Below are 16,628 nucleotides of genomic sequence, written 5' to 3' on the forward strand. Positions count from 1 at the left end.
GCCTAGGTTTCAGTTTCGGTCGCGGCGCTCGCGATGGGACGGATCATGCGCAGCCATTTGCGCGCCGGCAACTTGAAGCGACGCTCGATCTCGTCGGCGCGCGCGGCCAGCGTCGCGCGGTCGGGCAGCGGCGCGTCGCGCAGCGCGACGACGATGGTGTTGCCCTCGCGCGTCGGTCGCAGACTCAGCACCTGCGCGTCGCCGAAAGCGGCGGCAATGCGCGCCGCGCTGCGCTCGAAGCTCGCATCGCGACCGAACAGGTTGACGGTCATCACGCCTCCGTCGGCCAGCACGCGGCGACAGTCGCGGTAGAACGCCTCGCTGTCGAGCACCGGGCTGGCGGCGTCGTGGTCGTACAGATCGACGCACAGCGCCTGCACCGACTCGATCCGGGCCGGGTCGGCGACGAATTCGGCCGCGTCCATGTTCAGCACAGTGAAGCGCGCGGAATCGGCCGGCAGGTGGAACCACAGACGGCACGCGTCGATGACGCTGCCGTTCAGCTCGACCGCGGTACAGCGCATCCGCAAGGTCGAATGGCAGAAGCGCGTGATCGCCGCGGCCCCCAGACCCAGCTGCACCGCATGGCCACGCGCCATGTCGGCCTCGGGGCGGAACAACAGCCACGCCATCATCCGCTGGATGTACTCGAGCTCGAGCGCGAGCGACTTGCGGATGCGCATCGCCCCCTGCACCCACGGCGTGCCCAGGTGCAAGTAGCGCACGCCGTCGGCCTCCGAAATCGTCGCCGGTGCGAGTTCGGGCTCTGCGGTCTTCCTGCTGCGTGCATTCATGCGATTCCGTGTTCCTCGAAGACCGTCCGCCACGCCGCCAGCTTGCGTTCGAAACTCCAGCTCGCGTTGGCCGGGCTGGTCGACGGCAGCCGGTGCACCGGCAGGCCGAGCGCGCGAGTGTGCCGCATCGCGCGGGCGGATTCGCCGCCGTTGTGCGCGATCGCCTCGAGCCGCGGTGCGCGCCGCTTCAGGCTCGCCAGGTCGTTGAGGCGCGCGTTCTCGATCGCGCTGTCCAGGCTGCCTTCGCGCTCGCAGCTGGCGTAGACGTCCCAGATGCCGAGGCCGCGGGCGCGCACTTCGGCGATCCGTTCGGGGTAGCTCGCGGCGCGCAGATCGATTCCCCACAGCGCCGACAGGATCGGCCAGAAGTGGTTGCGCGGATGGCCGTAGTACTGCTGCGCCTGCAACGACGCCACGCCCGGGAAGCTGCCGAGCACGAGCAGCCGCGTGTGCTCGTCGACGACCGGCTCGAGCCCGTCCAGCACGCCGCTCACGCGGGCTCCAAGGACGCGAGCCCGGGCAAGGCGGCCTGCACGTTCGCCGCGCTCCGCTCGGCCAGCTCGGACAGCGACCAGCCACGCAACGCGGCGAGCGTCTGCGCGATGCGTGGCAACTCGGACGGCTCGTTGCGCGAGGCGGCGCCCTGCGCGCGCTCCGCGGCCGTTCGGTACAGCCAGTGCGGCGGGATGTCGGGCGCATCGGTCTCGAGCACGATCGCGTCGGCGGGCACGGTTTGCGCCAGCCGACGGATCTGCAGCGCGCGGTCGAAGGTCATCGCGCCGCCGAAACCCAGCTTGAAGCCGAGCTCGATGAAGACCGCCGCCTGCTGCTCGCTGCCGTTGAACGCGTGGGCGATGCCGCCGCGCACGCGGATCGCGCGCAAGTGCTTGAGCACGGTGTCGACGGAACGCCGCGAGTGCAGGATCACCGGCAGGTCGAATTCGCGCGCGAGCTCGAGCTGGGCGACGAAGAAGCGCTCCTGCCTGGCCAGGTCCGAGGCCTTGACGAAGTGGTCGAGCCCGATCTCCCCGAGCCCGACCAGCCGCGCGTCGCGATGCAGCGGGTCGAGGGCGATCCGCACCGCGTCCCGCAACGCCGGTACGTCGGTCTCCGCGGCGCGGTCCACGAACAGCGGATGGATGCCGAGCGCGTAGCTCAACGCGTGCCGGTGCGCCAACTGCCGTACTGTCCCGAAATTGCTGCGCTCCACGGCCGGCAGGACGATCTGTGTCACGCCGGCGGCCTTCGCGCGCGCCACGACGGCGTCGCGGTCGGCGTCGAACTCCGGGGCGTCGAGGTGGCAATGGCTGTCGGTCCACATGCCCGAATGATGCCCGGCGCAGCGGCACTCCCCCCGGCTGTGACAGGTCTTGCCGCGCGTGCTACCGTAGCAACGCGATAGACGAGGCCTGCTTCTTGCTGCGTCTGGTTCTCACCGCGCAGGCATCGGATCGGACGTTTCACTCGGGAACCTGACGATGAAGAAGGCACCGCTTTACAGCCGCTCGCGCCCCGTTGCTCGAACTGCCGACCCGGGCGTGCCGGCGCCGGCCGCCGAACCCGCCACCGCGGCACCCGCGTCAGGGACTGTGACAAGACGTCACCGTTTGAAGGCCTTCGTGCTGCGCAACGAACGCCGGGTGTGGGGCGGCGCGGTGCTGCTGCTGATCGCCGCGGGCGTCGCGCTGACCACCTCGATCACGCCGCGACCGCCCGCGCTGACGATCGCCCAGATCGACGCGGCGATGCGCAAGTCGATCGAGGAAAAGCCGCTGCCCTCCCCGGTATCCGCCGCCTACGACGCGATCCTGCCCTCGGTGGTGCGCGTGGTCGGCCTGATGACCGAGGGCGACGACGGCAGCGACCGCGAGGAGGCCAACGAGCCTTCCAAGGACGAGAAGAGCGCCAAGTCCGCGCGCGCCAAGGACAACAAGGAAGCGGCGAAGCTGCGCAACCCAGTGGAGCGCGGCATCGGCACCGGCGTCGTGATCATCGACAACGGCACGATCCTGACCAACCTGCACGTCGTCAACGGGGCGCGGCGGATCAAGGTCACCTTCATGGACGGCACCGAATCCGATGCCATGGTCCTGAGCACCCAGCCGCAGAACGACCTCGCGGTGCTGCGCGCCAAGACGATCCCGGACGATCTCGCCGCGGCGACGCTGCGCAGCACCGCGGACCTCTCGCCGGGGGACCATGTGCTGGCGGTGGGGTTCCCGTTCGGCATCGGGCCGTCGGCATCGTCCGGCATCGTCTCCGGCCTGAAGCGCGAGTTCCGCTCGCCGGAGGGCAAGCACACGATGACCAACCTGATCCAGTTCGACGCGGCCGCCAACCCGGGCAATTCCGGCGGTCCCCTGGTGACGATGGACGGCGAGGTCGTCGGCATCGTCACCGCGATCCTGAACCCGTCGCAGCAGCGCACCTTCATCGGCATCGGTTTTGCCGTGCCGATCGAGAACGCCGCCGCAGCCGTCGGCATGCCGCCGTTCTGACCCGACCTTCACGAGAGCCAACGCATGAACGACAACCTCAACAGCGCGACACACGCCTCCACGCTGATGGAGCAGATCCTGTACGAGGTCAAGCGCGTCGTCGTCGGGCAGGATCACTTCCTGGAGCGCGTGATGGTCGCGGTGCTGGCCCAGGGCCACCTGCTGGTCGAGGGCGTACCCGGCCTGGCGAAGACGCTGACGGTGAAGACGCTCGCGCAGACGCTGCGCGGCACGTTCAAGCGCATCCAGTTCACGCCCGACCTGGTGCCGGCCGACCTGGTCGGCACGCGCGTGTTCAACCCGCGCACCGGCGAGTTCTCGACCTCGCTCGGCCCGGTGTTCACCCACCTGCTGCTGGCCGACGAGATCAACCGCGCCCCCGCGAAGGTGCAGAGCGCGCTGCTCGAGGTGATGCAGGAGCGACAGGTCACGATCGCCGGCGAAACGCACAAGGTGCCCGAACCCTTCCTCGTGATGGCGACCCAGAACCCGATCGAGACCGAAGGCACCTACCCGCTGCCCGAGGCGCAGGTCGACCGCTTCATGATGAAGGTGCTGGTCGACTACCCGAGCGAGGAAGAGGAGTTCGTGATCGCGCAGCGCGTCACCGGCGCCGCTACCGCGGTCACGGCCGTCGCCAGCATGGGACAGCTCGCGGAACTGCAGCAGGAGTGCCGCAAGGTGTATGTCGACCCGTCACTGATGCAGTACGCGGTGAAGCTGGTCAGCGCCACGCGCCGGCCGGACCGCTACGAACTCGGCGACATCGCCAAGTACCTGACCTACGGCGCCAGCCCGCGCGCCACCATCGGACTGATCGAAGGTGCACGCGCGCTGGCCTTCATGCGCGGGCGTGGCTACGCGCTGCCCGAAGACATGACCGGCCTGGTCGGCGACGTGTTCCGCCACCGCCTGGTGCTGTCGTACGAGGCACTCGCCGACGGCCTGACCGCCGACGCGATCGTGCAGAAGGTCATGAAGAAGATCCCGGTGCCCGACAAGCCGCTGGCCACCTCCGCAGCCTGAGCGGCGCAACCCTTCGTCGCCATGAACGCCGCCGTCCCGCCAACCACCGCTGCCGCTGGCTCGCGCACCCGAAGTGCCGACGCGCTGCTGCGTCACCTCGAGTGGACGGTCATCCGCCGCCTGGACGGCCTGCTGCAGGGCGACTACCGCACGTTGTTCCGTGGCGCCGGCCTGGACCTGGCCGACCTGCGCGAGTACCAGCACCACGACGACGTCCGCCACATCGACTGGAACGTCACCGCGCGCCTGCAGCAGCCCTACGTGCGGCAGTTCACCGAAGATCGCGAGCTGACGGCGTGGTTCCTCGTCGACCTGAGCGCGAGCGTCGATTTTGGTTCCGACCAGCTGACCAAGCGGGAGGTCGCGCGCGAGTTCGTCGGCGTGCTGGCGCGGCTGCTCACGCGCCACGGCAACCGCGTCGGCGCCCTGCTCTACGGCACCGAGGTCGACACGGTGCTACCCGCCGGCAACGGCCGCCTTCACGTCCTGAACCTGCTGCAGCGCATGGGCCAGCGGCCCGAGCAGACGGCGGCCGGTGCCACCAACCTGCGCGATCTGCTCGTCGCGGCGCAGGGCGTCGTCAAGCGGCGCAGCAGCATCTTCGTCGTTTCCGATTTCATCAGCGCACCGGGCTGGGACAAGGCGCTCGGGCAACTGGCGATGCGCCACGAGGTGACCGCCGTGCGCCTGTACGACCCGCTCGAGATGGAACTCCCGGACATCGGCCTGGTCACGATGCGCGATGCCGAGAGCGGCGAGCAGCTCGTCGTCGACACCCACGACCGCGGTTTCCGCACGCGCTTCGCCGCCGCCGCCGAGAAGCGCGAGGCCGCGCTGCGTGAAGGCCTGGCGCGCGCCGGCGTCGACACGCTCGAACTCGCGACCGACGACAACCTGATGGATGCGATCCTGCGCTTCGCCGATCTGCGCAAGCAGCGCAACCGGCTCGCCAACTGGAGCGGCCGCACCGGGCGCGCCGGGCAGGCGGCGGCGCATCTCTCGTCCTGGGCAGGAGCGCCCACATGAACGACCTGCCTTTCAAGCTGCCGGTGACCTTCCTCTGGCCCGAGATGCTCTGGGGCCTGATCGCTGTGCCGTTGCTGGTGCTGCTCTATGTCTGGCTGCTGCGCCGGCGCAAGAAGTCGTCGCTGCGCTACGCCAGCCTGGGCCTGGTCAAGGAGGCGATGGGCAAGAGCGTCGCATGGCGCCGTCACCTGCCGCCGGCGCTGCTGCTGACCGCGATCACGGCGCTGCTGATCGCCGCGGGCCGGCCCGCCGCGGTGATCACGCTGCCGACCGCCGAGAAGACCATCGTGCTGGCGATCGACGTCTCCGGCAGCATGCGCGCGACCGACGTCCAGCCCGACCGCATGACCGCCGCGAAGGAGGCCGCCAAGGCGTTCGTGGCGGACCTGCCGCGCACCGTGCGCATCGCCGTCGTGCAGTTCGCCGGCACCGCCGCGGTGGTGCAGGCGCCGACGCTGAGCCGGGAGGACGTGGTCGCCGCGATCGAGCGCTTCCAGCTGCAGCGCGGCACCGCGATCGGCAGCGGCATCGTGCTGTCGCTGGCCACGCTGTTCCCGGACGCCGGCATCGACCTCTCGCAGATCACCGGCCAGCGCGAAATGCCGCCGGCCCCGGGCGACAAGCCCAAGCCGGTGTTCACGCCGGTGCAGCCCGGCTCGTACGGCTCGGCCGCGATCATCCTGCTGACCGACGGCCAGCGCACCACCGGCCCGGATCCCGTGGAAGCCGCGAAGATGGCCGCCGACCGCGGCGTGCGCGTCTACACGGTCGGCATCGGCACCAAGGAGGGCGAGACCATCGGTTTCGAGGGCTGGTCGATGCGGGTGCGGCTCGACGAGGACACGCTGAAGAACATCTCGAACATGACGCGCGCCGACTACTACTACGCCGGCACCGCGGCCGACCTGAAGCAGGTCTACCAGGGGCTGTCGACCCGGTTGATCGTCGAGAAGAAAGAGACCGAGATCAGCGCGCTGTTCGCGGCGGCGGGCGCATTGCTGGTGGTGCTTGCCGCCGGGTTGTCGGTGTGGTGGTTCGGGCGGGTGGCCTGATCAGCCGAACCGCCCCTGCAAAAACCAGCGCGGCTCGGCCTGCCCGAGCGGTACGCGCGAACAGTAGACCCACACCAGCGCGCCGTCCGGCAGCTCGGCGATGAAGTAGTCGCGCTCGATGCGCTCGCCGTCCCACCAGCCGGACTCGATGCGCTCGGGGCCGCTCACCAGTTGCAGCGGCTGGCCATCGACCAGCGGCTCGCGGTCGCCCTGGTGCTCGCGCTCGCGCAACGGTTCGGGGCGCTGCAGCAGCCACACCGGCCGCACGGCGTGCAAGCTCAGCATGGGCGCGGTCGCCAGCGCCGCGCCGCCGCGGGCGCGCGCCGGGCGGATACGCGCGTCGGCGCTGCAGGTGGTGGTGGCGCGCTCGGGGCGGTGATCGGGCAGCGGCACGAGCCGGCGGATCTGGTCGCGGCCGAGGCGCGCCTGCAAGCGCTCGATCAGCCGCGTCAGCCCCTCGTGCTCGGCGGCCGGCGTGGGGAACAGCTCGGTGTTCGGCGGTGCACGCTGGGCGATGTCGTCGGCATGCAGCGACAGGTCGAGCGTCGGTGCCGGCAGTTGCAGTGAGGCCAGGCGTTCGCGCAGCAGCACCTGCAGGTGCACCGGATCGCGCGAGGGTTCGGCCAGCGCGATGTCGAGGGCAGTGGACGTGACGCCCGACTCGTCGCGCCGCGAGCGCCGCTCGTGCGCCATCCGCAAGGTGAAGCGGCGCACGAATGCATGCCGCGCCGACAGCCACGCCACCAGCCGCGCCAGCAGCACGCTGGCGCCGTGCAGCAGCTGCTCGGTGGTGTCGGCCCGGGCGCAGAGTTCGAGCCGGCTCTCGAAGGTGGCGGGCAGCACGACGGCCTCGCGCGGGTCGGGCCGGGTGCCCAGCGCGCGGTCGAGTTCTCCGAGCACGACCTCGCCGAAGCGGCGCGCCAGGCCGTCGCGCGGCACGGCGCGCAGGTCGGCGATGGTGCGCAGGCCCATGCCCTGCAGCGCCTCCCAGTGGATGCGGCCGGGGCCGAGCAGCCAGACCGGCGCCCGGTCGAGCGCCTTTTGCGTGGCCGCCAGATCGCCGCAATCCAGCCGGGTCTGGACCCGCGCGAGCAGTGCCGCCCCGAGCGCTGTGCAGGCGCTGACGCTGTTGACGCGGTGGCCGAGCGGCGCGAGGGCCTGGTGCAGCCGCTTCAGCAGCACCGGCAGGCCGCCGAAGTAGCGCAGGCTGGCCTGCACCTCGAGCAGCACGGTGTGGGGCGTGTCGTCCGGCGCGGCCTCGCTCGGCGGCTGGATCACCACGGTGGGCGTGAACGCGAGCGCGGCGTGCGCGACCGCGGTCAGCGCCTGCGCATCACGCTGCGGATCGGCCTGGCCGAGCGTGATGTGCGGCGCCAGCGCCAGCGCGGTGGCGCGCTTCAGCCCGGGCTTGACGCCGAGTGCGCGTGCGGCGGCGTTGGCGGCGCTGATCGCATGCCCATCGAGCAGCGCCAGCGGCGGCGGGCGCGCGGCGTCGTGCGGCAGCGTGGCCGCGAACGATTCGAGCGACAACGCCGGCAGGTGCAGGGCGATCCAGAGCACGGTGCAGGCCGGACGACGGAGGAATGGAGGAGCGTCGCGTGCACGGGCGGGCCGCCGGCATCGCGCTCAACCGACCGCGAGGTTGACGAAGGTCGCGGCCGACAGACCGGAACGCGCGGGCGCCCCGGCGGTGGCATGCGCGGTGGCGTCGGCATGAGCGGGGGCCTGCCGCGGCGTGGTCAGCGGCCGCACCGGCGGCAGCTCGAGCAGCAGCGGACGCTCGAGCAGCGGGCCGCGACGCTTGAGCACGCGCACCGAGAGCACGTCGGCCGCCGCCGGGCGCAGCGCCAGCCGCAACGGTGCGGCGGTAGGACGTTGCGCCGCGCTCATCTCGCACAGCACGAAGGCCGGGCCGTCGTGGGCATGGGCGGCGAGCTGCAGGCGGCGCAGCCGCTCGGCCCGCAAGCGCGGCGGCAGCCATGCCAGCACCGCGCCGACATGGCCGCTCTTGAGCGCCTGCTCGAGCGCCCACAGGCTGTCCGAGCCCGGTACGACGCGCGCCCGGGTGTGGATGATCAGCAGGTCCTCGACGGCGAAGCCGAGCCGCTCGAACGCCACCGCGGACAGATCGGCTGGCGGATCGAACAGCATCACCAGCCGGCCCGCCTTCTGGGTGGCGACGAGGCTGGGCGCGAGCAGCCGGATCTCGCCGACGCCCGGGTGCGGCAGCAGCACCTCGCTGAGCGCGCGGCGCGGCCAGCCGGCACCCGGCAACTGGGCGTCGAGCGCGGCAAAACCGGTCGGGACGGCGGCCTCGGCATGGCGCGCCAATTGGTGCCCTAGCCACAGGCTGGGGTGCAGGCTCTCGGGGCGGAGTTCGGGCCTGGCAGGTGCCGGCACGGGCACCGGCACCGGCACCGGCACCGGCATGCTCGCCACGTCGGCCCCCGGTCGGTACAGCGCCCGCGCAGCGCTCGCGCCCCGCAAAGGCGGCAAGTCGGCGAACAGAGGCAGCGAGTCCATGCGAAAGACTGTACGTTCATACAGTACTCAGCGCAAGCGCCTCGGACCCTCAAACTAATTGCTTTTGGCAATCATCTGCGAAAGAATCGGTTCATGCCCGACGCCCGCATCGACACCATCCGCCGCTTCAACCGCTTCTACACCCGCCGCATCGGGGTGTTGCACGAAGGCCTGCTCGACTCAAGCTTCACACTGACCGAATCGCGCCTGCTGTGGGAACTGGCGCACCGCGACGACCTGACTGCCACCGAACTTTCGCGCACGCTCGAACTGGACCCCGGCTACCTGAGCCGCCTGCTCACCGCCTTCAAGACGCGCGGCCTGATCCGCAGCACCCGCTCGACCGACGACGGGCGCCAGCAGCACCTGAGCCTGACGCCCGCCGGCCGGCGGGCGTTTGCACCGCTCGACACCCGATCCCGGCAAGACGTGGCCGCCCTGCTGGCCGCGCTCGACGAGACCCAACAGCAGCATCTGCTGGCGTCGATGACCGGCATCGAGCGCCTGCTCGCCAGCCCTGAGGAACGCGGCGCGTCGCCCTGCACGCTGCGCCCGCACCGCGCCGGCGACATCGGCTGGGTCGTCTCGCGCCACGGCGCGCTGTATGCCGGCGAGTACGGCTGGGACATGCGCTTCGAGGCGCTGGTCGCGCGCATCGCCGCGGACTTCATCGACCGCTTCGACCCGGCGCGCGAAGCCTGCTGGATCGCCGAGCGCGACGGCTTACCGGTCGGCAGCGTCTTCCTGGTGCAGGCGCGGACCGACGCCGACGCCATCCCGATAGACGGCACCGCCCAGTTGCGCATGCTGCTGATCGAGCCCTCGGCCCGCGGGCTCGGCCTGGGCAAACGCCTGGTCGACGAGTGCACGCAGTTCGCCCGCCGCGCCGGCTACCGCAAGATCATGCTGTGGACCAACGCGAGCCTGCTCGCCGCCCGCGGCATCTACGCGAAGGCCGGCTACGTGCTGACGCACAGCGAGCCGCACCACAGCTTCGGCCACGACCTGGTCGGCGAAACCTGGGAGCTGGTGTTGTGACGACCTGCCCGTGCCGAACGCCGGCCGATGCGCGGCCGTACGCCGCGTGTTGCGGCCGCTACCACGCCGGCCCGCAGCATCTGCGGGCGCCGGATGCCGAGGCGTTGATGCGATCGCGTTACACGGCGTTCGTGCGCGACGAACTCGGCTACCTGCTGGCCACCTGGCACCCCGAAACGCGTCCGACCACGCTGGCGCCGAATCCGCCCGGGATGATATGGCTGGGACTGGAGGTCAGGCGCCACACGCCGCTCGACGCCGACCACGCGACCGTCGAATTCGTCGCCCGCCACAAGCTCGGCGGGCGCGCCGAGCGGCTCCACGAACTCAGCCGCTTCGTGCGCGAGGACGGTCGCTGGTACTACGTCGACGGCCGCACGCCGTGATCAGGCAAATTCCTGCCGCACGGTCGCGGACATCAGCCGGTGAATGATCCAGCCCAGGAACGCGCAGCCGACCAACGTCATCAGCACCGCCATCACCCGCGCCGCGGTGACGAAGCCGCCGAACACCCCGAGCGCCTGCTGCGGGATCGCGGCGCTGCTCAGCGTGGTGCTGACGACCGACTGGACCACCTCCTGCTGCAGCCACAGGCCGAGCAGGTTCGCGAAGATCGCGACGACCAGCAGCCCGATGAAGCTGCGCCGCGCCCAGTCCAGGCGCATCAGCAGGCCGATCGCCGAGGCGAGCGTCGCCACCGACATCACCAGCCCGGTACCCACCACCCACGGCAGGTAGCCGATCAGCAATCCGGTGAGCAGCGGCAGGCGGCCGGCGGCGACCTGCATGCCCGGCCACAGCGACGCCACCGCGGCGTTCTGCACCAGCGCCGACATGCTGGTCAGCACCGCCAGCACGATGAACAGCCAGGCGGTGACGGTAACAAACAGCGAACGGGCTCCAACGGTGTAGGTCTGTGGCATGGCGATTCCTGGCCGGGCGGCAGCGTCGCCACACCGGTAAAGCAGCGGAACCCGCGACAACGGGCTCGACGCATGCCGCAATTTTCGATCGCCGTGTGTGACAAGACATCCCTCGCCTGGGGGTCGCCCCCACGTTCGAAGTCGCTTCTGTGAACTGCGCACGACAGTGTGTCGGCGATCCGGGACGTCCGCCAAGCCCTGCCGTTCGTATCCTACGGGGCGGCCCCGATCGCGAAGCCGCGACGCTGCGTCACAATTGATCGGATAACTGGCTTTCGAACACCCACGGAGACAAGGTCAATGAACGGTTTGATGATGGCGCAGCCGCTGCTGATTTCCTCGCTGCTGATCCACGCCGAGCGGCACCACGGCGAACAGGAAGTGGTCTCCCGGCGCACCGAGGGCGACATCCACCGCTACACCTACCGCGACTTGGCGGCCCGCTCCCGCCGCATGGCGAACGCACTCGCGAAGCTGGGCGTCCAGCCCGGCGAGCGCGTCGCCACGCTGGCCTGGAACGGCTACCGCCACATGGAGCTGTACTACGCGGTCAGCGGCTCCGGCGCGGTGCTGCACACGCTGAACCCGCGGTTGCACCCCGACCACGTCGTCTACATCGCCGACCACGCCGAGGACCAGGTCCTGTTCTTCGACATGACCTTCCTGCCGCTGGTCGAGGCCGTCGCCGGGCGCGTCAAGACGGTCAAGACCTTCGTCGCGATGACCGACCGGGCGCACATGCCCAAGGAATCGAAGATCCCGAATCTGCTCTGCTTCGAGGACCTGGTCGACGCCAGCAGCGACGCCTTCGCGTGGCCCACCTTCGACGAGAACACCGCCTCGTCGCTGTGCTACACCAGCGGCACCACCGGCAACCCCAAGGGCGTGCTGTACAGCCACCGCTCGACGGTGCTGCACACCTTCGGCATCGCGCTGCCCGACGCGCTGAACGTCTCGGCCCGCGACGTCATCCTGCCGGTCGTGCCGATGTTCCACGTCAACGCCTGGGGCCTGCCGTACGCCGCCTGCATGATGGGCGCGAAGCTGGTCTTCCCGGGCGCCGGGCTGGACGGCAAATCGCTGTACGAACTGTTCGAGACCGAGAAGGTCACGATCTCGGCCGGCGTGCCCACCGTCTGGCAAGGGCTGCTGGCGTATGTCGAATCCAACGGCCTGAAGTTCTCGACGATGCGCCGCACCGTGATCGGCGGCTCGGCCTGCCCCCCGGCGATGATGAAGGCGTTCGAGGAGGTCTACAACGTCGGCGTGCTGCACGCTTGGGGCATGACCGAGATGAGCCCGGTCGGCACCGCGGCCGTCATCAAGGGCAAGCACGTCGGCATGAGCTCGGAGGAGCGCATGGCGGTGCAGAGCACCCAGGGCCGCGCGGTCTACGGCGTGGACATGAAGATCGTCGGCGAGAACGGCGAGGAGCTGCCGTGGGACGGCAAGCAGTCCGGCGAACTGCTGGTGCGCGGGCCGTGGATCCTGAACGAATACTTCAAGGGCGAAGGCGGCAACCCGCTGGTGATGGACGCGCAGGGCCGCGGCTGGTTCCCGACCGGCGACGTGGCGACCATCGACGCCGACGGCTACATGCACATCACCGACCGCAGCAAGGACGTCATCAAGTCCGGCGGCGAGTGGATCGGCTCGATCGACCTCGAGAACATCGCGATGGCGAACCCCAAGGTCGCGATGGCCGCCTGCATCGCCGCCAAGCACGCCAAGTGGGACGAGCGGCCGCTGCTGGTCGTCGTCAAGAAGCCGGGCGCGGAGTTGACCCGCGACGAGCTGCTCGCGTTCTTCGAGGGCCGCATCGCCAAGTGGTGGACGCCGGACGACGTGGTCTTCGTCGACGCGATCCCGCTCGGTGCGACCGGCAAGATGCTGAAGAACCGGCTGCGCGAGCAGTTCGGCGACGCGCTGCTGGCGGCGAAGAAGGACTGATCCCGGTTTGCACCTCGGCGCCCTCAGCGCGGCCCTCGCCTTCGTCTGGTGGGGGCTGTTCCCGCTCTACTTCCGACTCGTCACCGGCATCCCGCCGGGCGAGGTGCTGGCGCACCGCATTGTCTGGTGCATGCTGTTCCTGGCCGGCGTGCTGACGCTGCGGCGCCAGTGGGGTTGGTTCCCGCAGGTGCAGCGCCAACCCAAGGTGCTGGTCGCCTTCACGGCCAGCGCGCTGCTGATCGCGGCGAACTGGTTGACCTACATCTGGTCGGTCAACAACGACCACGTGATCGACGCGAGCCTGGGGTACTTCATCACGCCGCTGTTCAACGTGCTGCTGGGCTACACGTTGCTCAAGGAGCGCCCGCGCCGGGTGCAGTGGATCGCGCTCGGGATCGCCGCATTCGGCGTCGCGTGGCTCACACTGCAGACCGGCAAGTTGCCGTGGATCGCGCTGGTGCTCGGCATCACCTTCGCGTGCTACGGGCTGCTGCGCAAGGTCGCGGCGCTCGGGCCGCTGGAAGGACTGACGCTGGAGACGATCGTGCTGGGGCCGCTGGCGCTGGCCGCGCTGCTCTACTGGGCGCGCGCCGGGACGGGCCTGTTTCCGGCGGACGCGCTCGCGACCAACGTCTGGCTGATCGCGCTCGGCCCCATCACCGCGGTGCCGCTGCTGCTGTTCGCGGCGGGCGCGCGCCGGCTGTCGATGACGGCGCTGGGCCTGCTGCAGTACATCGGCCCGACGATCCAGCTCGCGGTCGGTGTGTGGGCGTTTGGTGAACCGTTCGGTGGCGCGCGCCTGATCGGCTTCGCCTGCATCTGGCTCGCGCTGGTGATCTACACGTTCGACGGCTGGCGGGTCAGCCGGCCCGCGCCGGCGCCCGCCTGACGCGCATCAGGCTGCGGCGGCTTCAGGCACCGCGCTGCGGATCAGGTGATCGAACGCGCCGAGCGCGGCCTTCGCGCCGTCGCCGGTCGCGATGATGATCTGCTTGAACGGCACGGTCGTCACGTCGCCCGCGGCGAACACGCCCGGCAGCGAGGTCTGGCCGCGGTTGCCGACGACGACCTCGCCGTGGGGCGACAGCTCCAGCGTGCCCTTCAGCCACTCCGAGTTCGGTACCAGGCCGATCTGGACGAACACGCCTTCGAGCTCGACGCGCTTCGACTCGCCGCTCGCGCGGTCGGTGTAGGTCAGGCCGTTGACCTTGCCCTCGGCACCGGTGATCTCGGTGGTCTGTGCCTGGGTGTGGATGTCGATGTTCTTCAGGCTCTTCAGCTTGGCGACCAGCACCGCGTCGGCGCGCAGGGCATCGCCGAACTCCAGCAGCGTGACATGGCCGACGATGCCGGCGAGGTCGATCGCCGCCTCGACGCCGGAGTTGCCGCCGCCGATCACCGCCACGCGCTTGCCCTTGAACAGCGGCCCGTCGCAGTGCGGGCAGTAGGCCACGCCCTTGTTGCGGTACTCCTGCTCACCGGGCACGTTGACCTCGCGCCAGCGTGCGCCAGTCGACAGGATCACGGTGCGGCTCTTCAGCGTCGCGCCGTTCGCGAGTTGCACGCCGACCAGTCCGCCCGGCTCCGATGCCGGGATCAGCTTCTCGGCGCGCTGCAGGTTGAGGATCTCCACGTCGTACTGCTTCGCGTGCTGCTCCAGCGCCGCGGCGAACTTCGGCCCGTCGGTCTCCAGCACCGAGATGAAGTTCTCGATGCTCATCGTGTCCATCGTCTGCCCGCCCATGCGCTCGGCCAGCATGCCGGTGCGGATGCCCTTGCGCGCGGCGTAAACGGCCGCCGCTGCGCCCGCAGGGCCACCGCCGACGATCAGCACGTCGTACGCTTCCTTCGCGTTCAGCTTGGCGGCGTCGCGGGTCGCAGCGCCGATGTCGAGCTTCTTGACGATCTCTTCGACGTCCATCCGGCCTTGGCCAAAGTGCTCGCCGTTCAGGAACACCATCGGCACGGCCAGGATCTGGCGGTCTTCGACTTCCTGCTGGAACAGTCCGCCATCGATCACGACGCTGGTGATGCGCGGGTTGAGCACCGCCATCAGGTTGAGCGCCTGCACCACGTCCGGGCAGTTGTGGCAGGTGAGGGACATGTAGGTCTCGAAGCGGAAGTCGGCATCGAGATTCCTGATCTGCTCGATCAGCTCGGCCCCGATCTTGGGCGGGTGGCCGCCAACCTGCAGCAGCGCCAGCACCAGCGAGGTGAACTCATGCCCCATCGGGATCGCCGCGAACCGGATGCGCGGCGCTTCGCCGACACGGTTGAGCGAGAACGACGGCTTGCGGGCATCCGTGCCGTCGGTCCTGAGGGTGATCTTGTCGCACAGCGAGACGATGTCCTGCAACAGGCCATGCATCTCCTGGGCGGCGGCGCTGTCGTCCAGCGACGCGGTGATCTCGAAAGGCAGCTTCACGCGTTCGAGGTAGGCCCCCAATTGCGCTTTCAGGCTTGCGTCCAACATCGTGAAGCTCCTTCGATTTCGGTACGGACTTAGATCTTGCCGACGAGGTCCAGCGACGGGGTGATCGTCGCGGCACCGTCGTTCCACTTCGCCGGGCAGACCTGGCCCGGGTGCGCGGCGACGTATTGCGCGGCCTTCAGCTTGCGCAGCGTTTCCTTCATGTCACGCGCGATCGCGTTGTCGTGCACTTCGGCGGTCTTGATCACGCCTTCCGGGTTGATCAGGAAGGTGCCGCGCAGCGCCATGCCGTCTTCGGGAATGTGCACGCCGAACATGTTCGTCAGCGCGTGGGTCGGATCGCCGATCAGCGGGAACTTGGCCTTGCCGACAGCCGGCGAGGTCTCGTGCCACACCTTGTGCGCAAAGTGCGAGTCGGTCGTGACGATGTAGACCTCGGCCTCAAGCTTCTGGAACTCGGGATAGTTGTCGGCTGCGTCTTCGACTTCGGTCGGGCAGTTGAAGGTGAACGCGGCGGGCATGAACACGAACACCGACCACTTGCCCTTCAGGCTCTGCTCGGTGACTTCGATGAACTTGCCATTCTTGAAGGCCTGGACCTTGAACGGCTGAACGGTGGTGTTGATGATGGACATGCTGACTTCCTTCTGGAGAGTGGGATGGGGTACGGAACAGGGTTAATGCTAAGCTATTTATCAATGCCTTTTCATTGAGTTTGACTATTGATTGCATAAGCAAAAGCCGGCGCGCGGCCGGCTCGCTGGCAACTCGCGCGACTCGCTAGGTCAGATCGCCCGCCAGGCTCGCCAGCGTCTCCGCTGCGATGACCGTGTGCGCGGGGTAATGGGTGTGGTCGCACCCGAGCTTGACACTCGCGCCGGCCCGCACCGCATCGCGCGCCGCCTTGGCGAACTCGAAGCGCACGAAATGAACCGCCGAGGTCTTCTCCGCGTTCTCGCGGTCCAGGTCTTCGTCGGCGATCGCGTAGACCCGGGGGTGGCCCTCGACCTCGACGAACAGCCGGTCCTCGATGCCGATCAGCCGCGCCAGCTCGCGCTTGCGCTCGTGTGGGTCGGGGTACTCGATCAACACGGTCGCCTTCCAGTTCGAACCGTCGGGCACGAGCGGGGCATAGGCATCGATCTCGCTCTGGATGCCCTCCTCCTCGAAGATCTTCTCGATGTGCAGCATCTCCTGGATCTGGCGGCGGATCGTCCGCTCGTCCTCGAACTGAACGCTCAGGTGCTCGCCGAGACGCACGGTCCGCAACTGGCGGTGCGCGATGAACTCGGCCCGCGCCGACTTGCGGATTTTCGCGTAGGCCTCGAGCGTCTGCAGGCTGTCCTTGGTGATCGTCATGGTCGTGT

At 69.5% G+C, this 16,628-nt stretch carries 17 protein-coding genes; 8 read left to right on the forward strand and 9 right to left on the reverse strand.

All coding sequences use genetic code 11. The features are described 5' to 3' along the window. Nucleotides 1-2: 2 nt before the first annotated feature. The 3 genes from ACWH49_RS02750 to ACWH49_RS02760 are packed head-to-tail and all read right to left on the reverse strand — an operon-like array spanning nucleotide 3 to nucleotide 2,115. A complete protein-coding gene (locus ACWH49_RS02750) occupies nucleotides 3-794 on the reverse strand; it encodes a spermine/spermidine synthase domain-containing protein (protein WP_448170056.1) in 792 nt (263 codons plus the stop codon). Then, on the reverse strand, nucleotides 791-1,288 hold the full coding sequence (locus ACWH49_RS02755) for a DNA-deoxyinosine glycosylase (RefSeq protein ID WP_448170057.1): 498 nt from the start codon (nucleotides 1,286-1,288) through the stop codon (nucleotides 791-793). The genes ACWH49_RS02750 and ACWH49_RS02755 overlap by 4 nt, the downstream gene beginning before the upstream one ends. Beyond that, on the reverse strand, nucleotides 1,285-2,115 hold the full coding sequence (locus ACWH49_RS02760; RefSeq protein WP_448170058.1) for a TatD family hydrolase: 831 nt from the start codon (nucleotides 2,113-2,115) through the stop codon (nucleotides 1,285-1,287). The genes ACWH49_RS02755 and ACWH49_RS02760 overlap by 4 nt, the downstream gene beginning before the upstream one ends. Before the next feature lie 157 nt (nucleotides 2,116-2,272). Between ACWH49_RS02760 and ACWH49_RS02765 the strand changes: the two genes are divergently transcribed. Genes ACWH49_RS02765 through ACWH49_RS02780 form a run of 4 tightly spaced genes read left to right on the forward strand, consistent with a single transcriptional unit; the run spans nucleotide 2,273 to nucleotide 6,396 of the window. Further along, nucleotides 2,273-3,292 carry a S1C family serine protease gene (locus ACWH49_RS02765; protein ID WP_448170059.1) on the forward strand — a complete coding sequence of 340 codons (1,020 nt, stop codon included), beginning with the start codon at nucleotides 2,273-2,275 and terminating at the stop codon, nucleotides 3,290-3,292. Between the two features lie 24 nt (nucleotides 3,293-3,316). Beyond that, nucleotides 3,317-4,318, forward strand: coding sequence for an AAA family ATPase (locus ACWH49_RS02770; RefSeq protein WP_448170060.1), 1,002 nt, complete (start codon nucleotides 3,317-3,319; stop codon nucleotides 4,316-4,318). Nucleotides 4,319-4,339: 21 nt separating this feature from the next. Beyond that, nucleotides 4,340-5,344: a DUF58 domain-containing protein gene (locus ACWH49_RS02775; protein WP_448170061.1), complete on the forward strand. Its 1,005-nt coding sequence runs from the start codon at nucleotides 4,340-4,342 to the stop codon at nucleotides 5,342-5,344. Further along, complete coding sequence (locus ACWH49_RS02780) at nucleotides 5,341-6,396, forward strand: VWA domain-containing protein (RefSeq protein ID WP_448170062.1); 1,056 nt, start codon at nucleotides 5,341-5,343, stop codon at nucleotides 6,394-6,396. The genes ACWH49_RS02775 and ACWH49_RS02780 overlap by 4 nt, the downstream gene beginning before the upstream one ends. Here ACWH49_RS02780 and ACWH49_RS02785 read toward each other — a convergent pair whose 3' ends face one another. Further along, nucleotides 6,397-7,956, reverse strand: coding sequence for a Y-family DNA polymerase (locus ACWH49_RS02785; protein ID WP_448170063.1), 1,560 nt, complete (start codon nucleotides 7,954-7,956; stop codon nucleotides 6,397-6,399). It lies immediately after the preceding gene. 66 nt (nucleotides 7,957-8,022) lie between these two features. Continuing rightward, a complete protein-coding gene (imuA, locus tag ACWH49_RS02790) occupies nucleotides 8,023-8,919 on the reverse strand; it encodes a translesion DNA synthesis-associated protein ImuA (protein ID WP_448170064.1) in 897 nt (298 codons plus the stop codon). 93 nt (nucleotides 8,920-9,012) lie between these two features. On the opposite strand from imuA, the gene ACWH49_RS02795 reads away from it, so the two are divergent. Continuing rightward, a complete protein-coding gene (locus tag ACWH49_RS02795; protein ID WP_448170065.1) occupies nucleotides 9,013-9,957 on the forward strand; it encodes a bifunctional helix-turn-helix transcriptional regulator/GNAT family N-acetyltransferase in 945 nt (314 codons plus the stop codon). Beyond that, the gene (locus tag ACWH49_RS02800) at nucleotides 9,954-10,343 is read left to right on the forward strand and encodes a YchJ family protein (protein WP_448170066.1); all 390 of its coding nucleotides are present in this window, start codon (nucleotides 9,954-9,956) and stop codon (nucleotides 10,341-10,343) included. Before ACWH49_RS02795 ends, ACWH49_RS02800 begins: the two co-directional genes overlap by 4 nt. Here the strand turns inward: ACWH49_RS02800 and ACWH49_RS02805 are convergent, their stop codons facing one another. Continuing rightward, nucleotides 10,344-10,880: a hypothetical protein gene (locus ACWH49_RS02805; RefSeq protein WP_448170067.1), complete on the reverse strand. Its 537-nt coding sequence runs from the start codon at nucleotides 10,878-10,880 to the stop codon at nucleotides 10,344-10,346. A 300-nt stretch (nucleotides 10,881-11,180) separates the two neighbouring features. On the opposite strand from ACWH49_RS02805, the gene ACWH49_RS02810 reads away from it, so the two are divergent. Then, nucleotides 11,181-12,830, forward strand: coding sequence for a 3-(methylthio)propionyl-CoA ligase (locus ACWH49_RS02810; protein WP_448170068.1), 1,650 nt, complete (start codon nucleotides 11,181-11,183; stop codon nucleotides 12,828-12,830). Nucleotides 12,831-12,837: 7 nt separating this feature from the next. After that, nucleotides 12,838-13,719: an EamA family transporter RarD gene (gene rarD / locus ACWH49_RS02815; RefSeq protein ID WP_448170069.1), complete on the forward strand. Its 882-nt coding sequence runs from the start codon at nucleotides 12,838-12,840 to the stop codon at nucleotides 13,717-13,719. Between the two features lie 6 nt (nucleotides 13,720-13,725). Here the strand turns inward: rarD and ahpF are convergent, their stop codons facing one another. The 3 genes from ahpF to ACWH49_RS02830 all read right to left on the reverse strand — a co-directional run bounded on the left by ahpF (nucleotide 13,726) and on the right by ACWH49_RS02830 (nucleotide 16,620). Further along, a complete protein-coding gene (gene ahpF / locus ACWH49_RS02820) occupies nucleotides 13,726-15,303 on the reverse strand; it encodes an alkyl hydroperoxide reductase subunit F (RefSeq protein ID WP_448170070.1) in 1,578 nt (525 codons plus the stop codon). A gap of 29 nt (nucleotides 15,304-15,332) precedes the next feature. Next, entirely contained in the window at nucleotides 15,333-15,896 is a 564-nt protein-coding gene (gene ahpC / locus ACWH49_RS02825) for an alkyl hydroperoxide reductase subunit C (RefSeq protein ID WP_056464526.1), read from the reverse strand. A gap of 145 nt (nucleotides 15,897-16,041) precedes the next feature. Beyond that, nucleotides 16,042-16,620: a DUF3501 family protein gene (locus tag ACWH49_RS02830; RefSeq protein WP_448170071.1), complete on the reverse strand. Its 579-nt coding sequence runs from the start codon at nucleotides 16,618-16,620 to the stop codon at nucleotides 16,042-16,044. Nucleotides 16,621-16,628 lie beyond the last annotated feature (8 nt).

This window comes from Rhizobacter fulvus (genome assembly GCF_964020785.1).

Bases quoted from the DNA above. Each gene is read 5' to 3' on its own strand.
- ACWH49_RS02775 (WP_448170061.1), top strand. From the start codon at position 4,340: ATGAACGCCGCCGTCCCGCCAACCACCGCTGCCGCTGGCTCGCGCACC.
- ACWH49_RS02760 (WP_448170058.1), bottom strand. From the start codon at position 2,115: ATGTGGACCGACAGCCATTGCCACCTCGACGCCCCGGAGTTCGACGCC.
- ACWH49_RS02750 (WP_448170056.1), bottom strand. From the start codon at position 794: ATGAATGCACGCAGCAGGAAGACCGCAGAGCCCGAACTCGCACCGGCG.
- imuA (WP_448170064.1), bottom strand. From the start codon at position 8,919: ATGGACTCGCTGCCTCTGTTCGCCGACTTGCCGCCTTTGCGGGGCGCG.
- ACWH49_RS02805 (WP_448170067.1), bottom strand. From the start codon at position 10,880: ATGCCACAGACCTACACCGTTGGAGCCCGTTCGCTGTTTGTTACCGTC.
- ACWH49_RS02780 (WP_448170062.1), top strand. From the start codon at position 5,341: ATGAACGACCTGCCTTTCAAGCTGCCGGTGACCTTCCTCTGGCCCGAG.
- ACWH49_RS02795 (WP_448170065.1), top strand. From the start codon at position 9,013: ATGCCCGACGCCCGCATCGACACCATCCGCCGCTTCAACCGCTTCTAC.
- ACWH49_RS02810 (WP_448170068.1), top strand. From the start codon at position 11,181: ATGAACGGTTTGATGATGGCGCAGCCGCTGCTGATTTCCTCGCTGCTG.
- ahpF (WP_448170070.1), bottom strand. From the start codon at position 15,303: ATGTTGGACGCAAGCCTGAAAGCGCAATTGGGGGCCTACCTCGAACGC.
- ACWH49_RS02770 (WP_448170060.1), top strand. From the start codon at position 3,317: ATGAACGACAACCTCAACAGCGCGACACACGCCTCCACGCTGATGGAG.
- ACWH49_RS02830 (WP_448170071.1), bottom strand. From the start codon at position 16,620: ATGACGATCACCAAGGACAGCCTGCAGACGCTCGAGGCCTACGCGAAA.
- ahpC (WP_056464526.1), bottom strand. From the start codon at position 15,896: ATGTCCATCATCAACACCACCGTTCAGCCGTTCAAGGTCCAGGCCTTC.
- ACWH49_RS02765 (WP_448170059.1), top strand. From the start codon at position 2,273: ATGAAGAAGGCACCGCTTTACAGCCGCTCGCGCCCCGTTGCTCGAACT.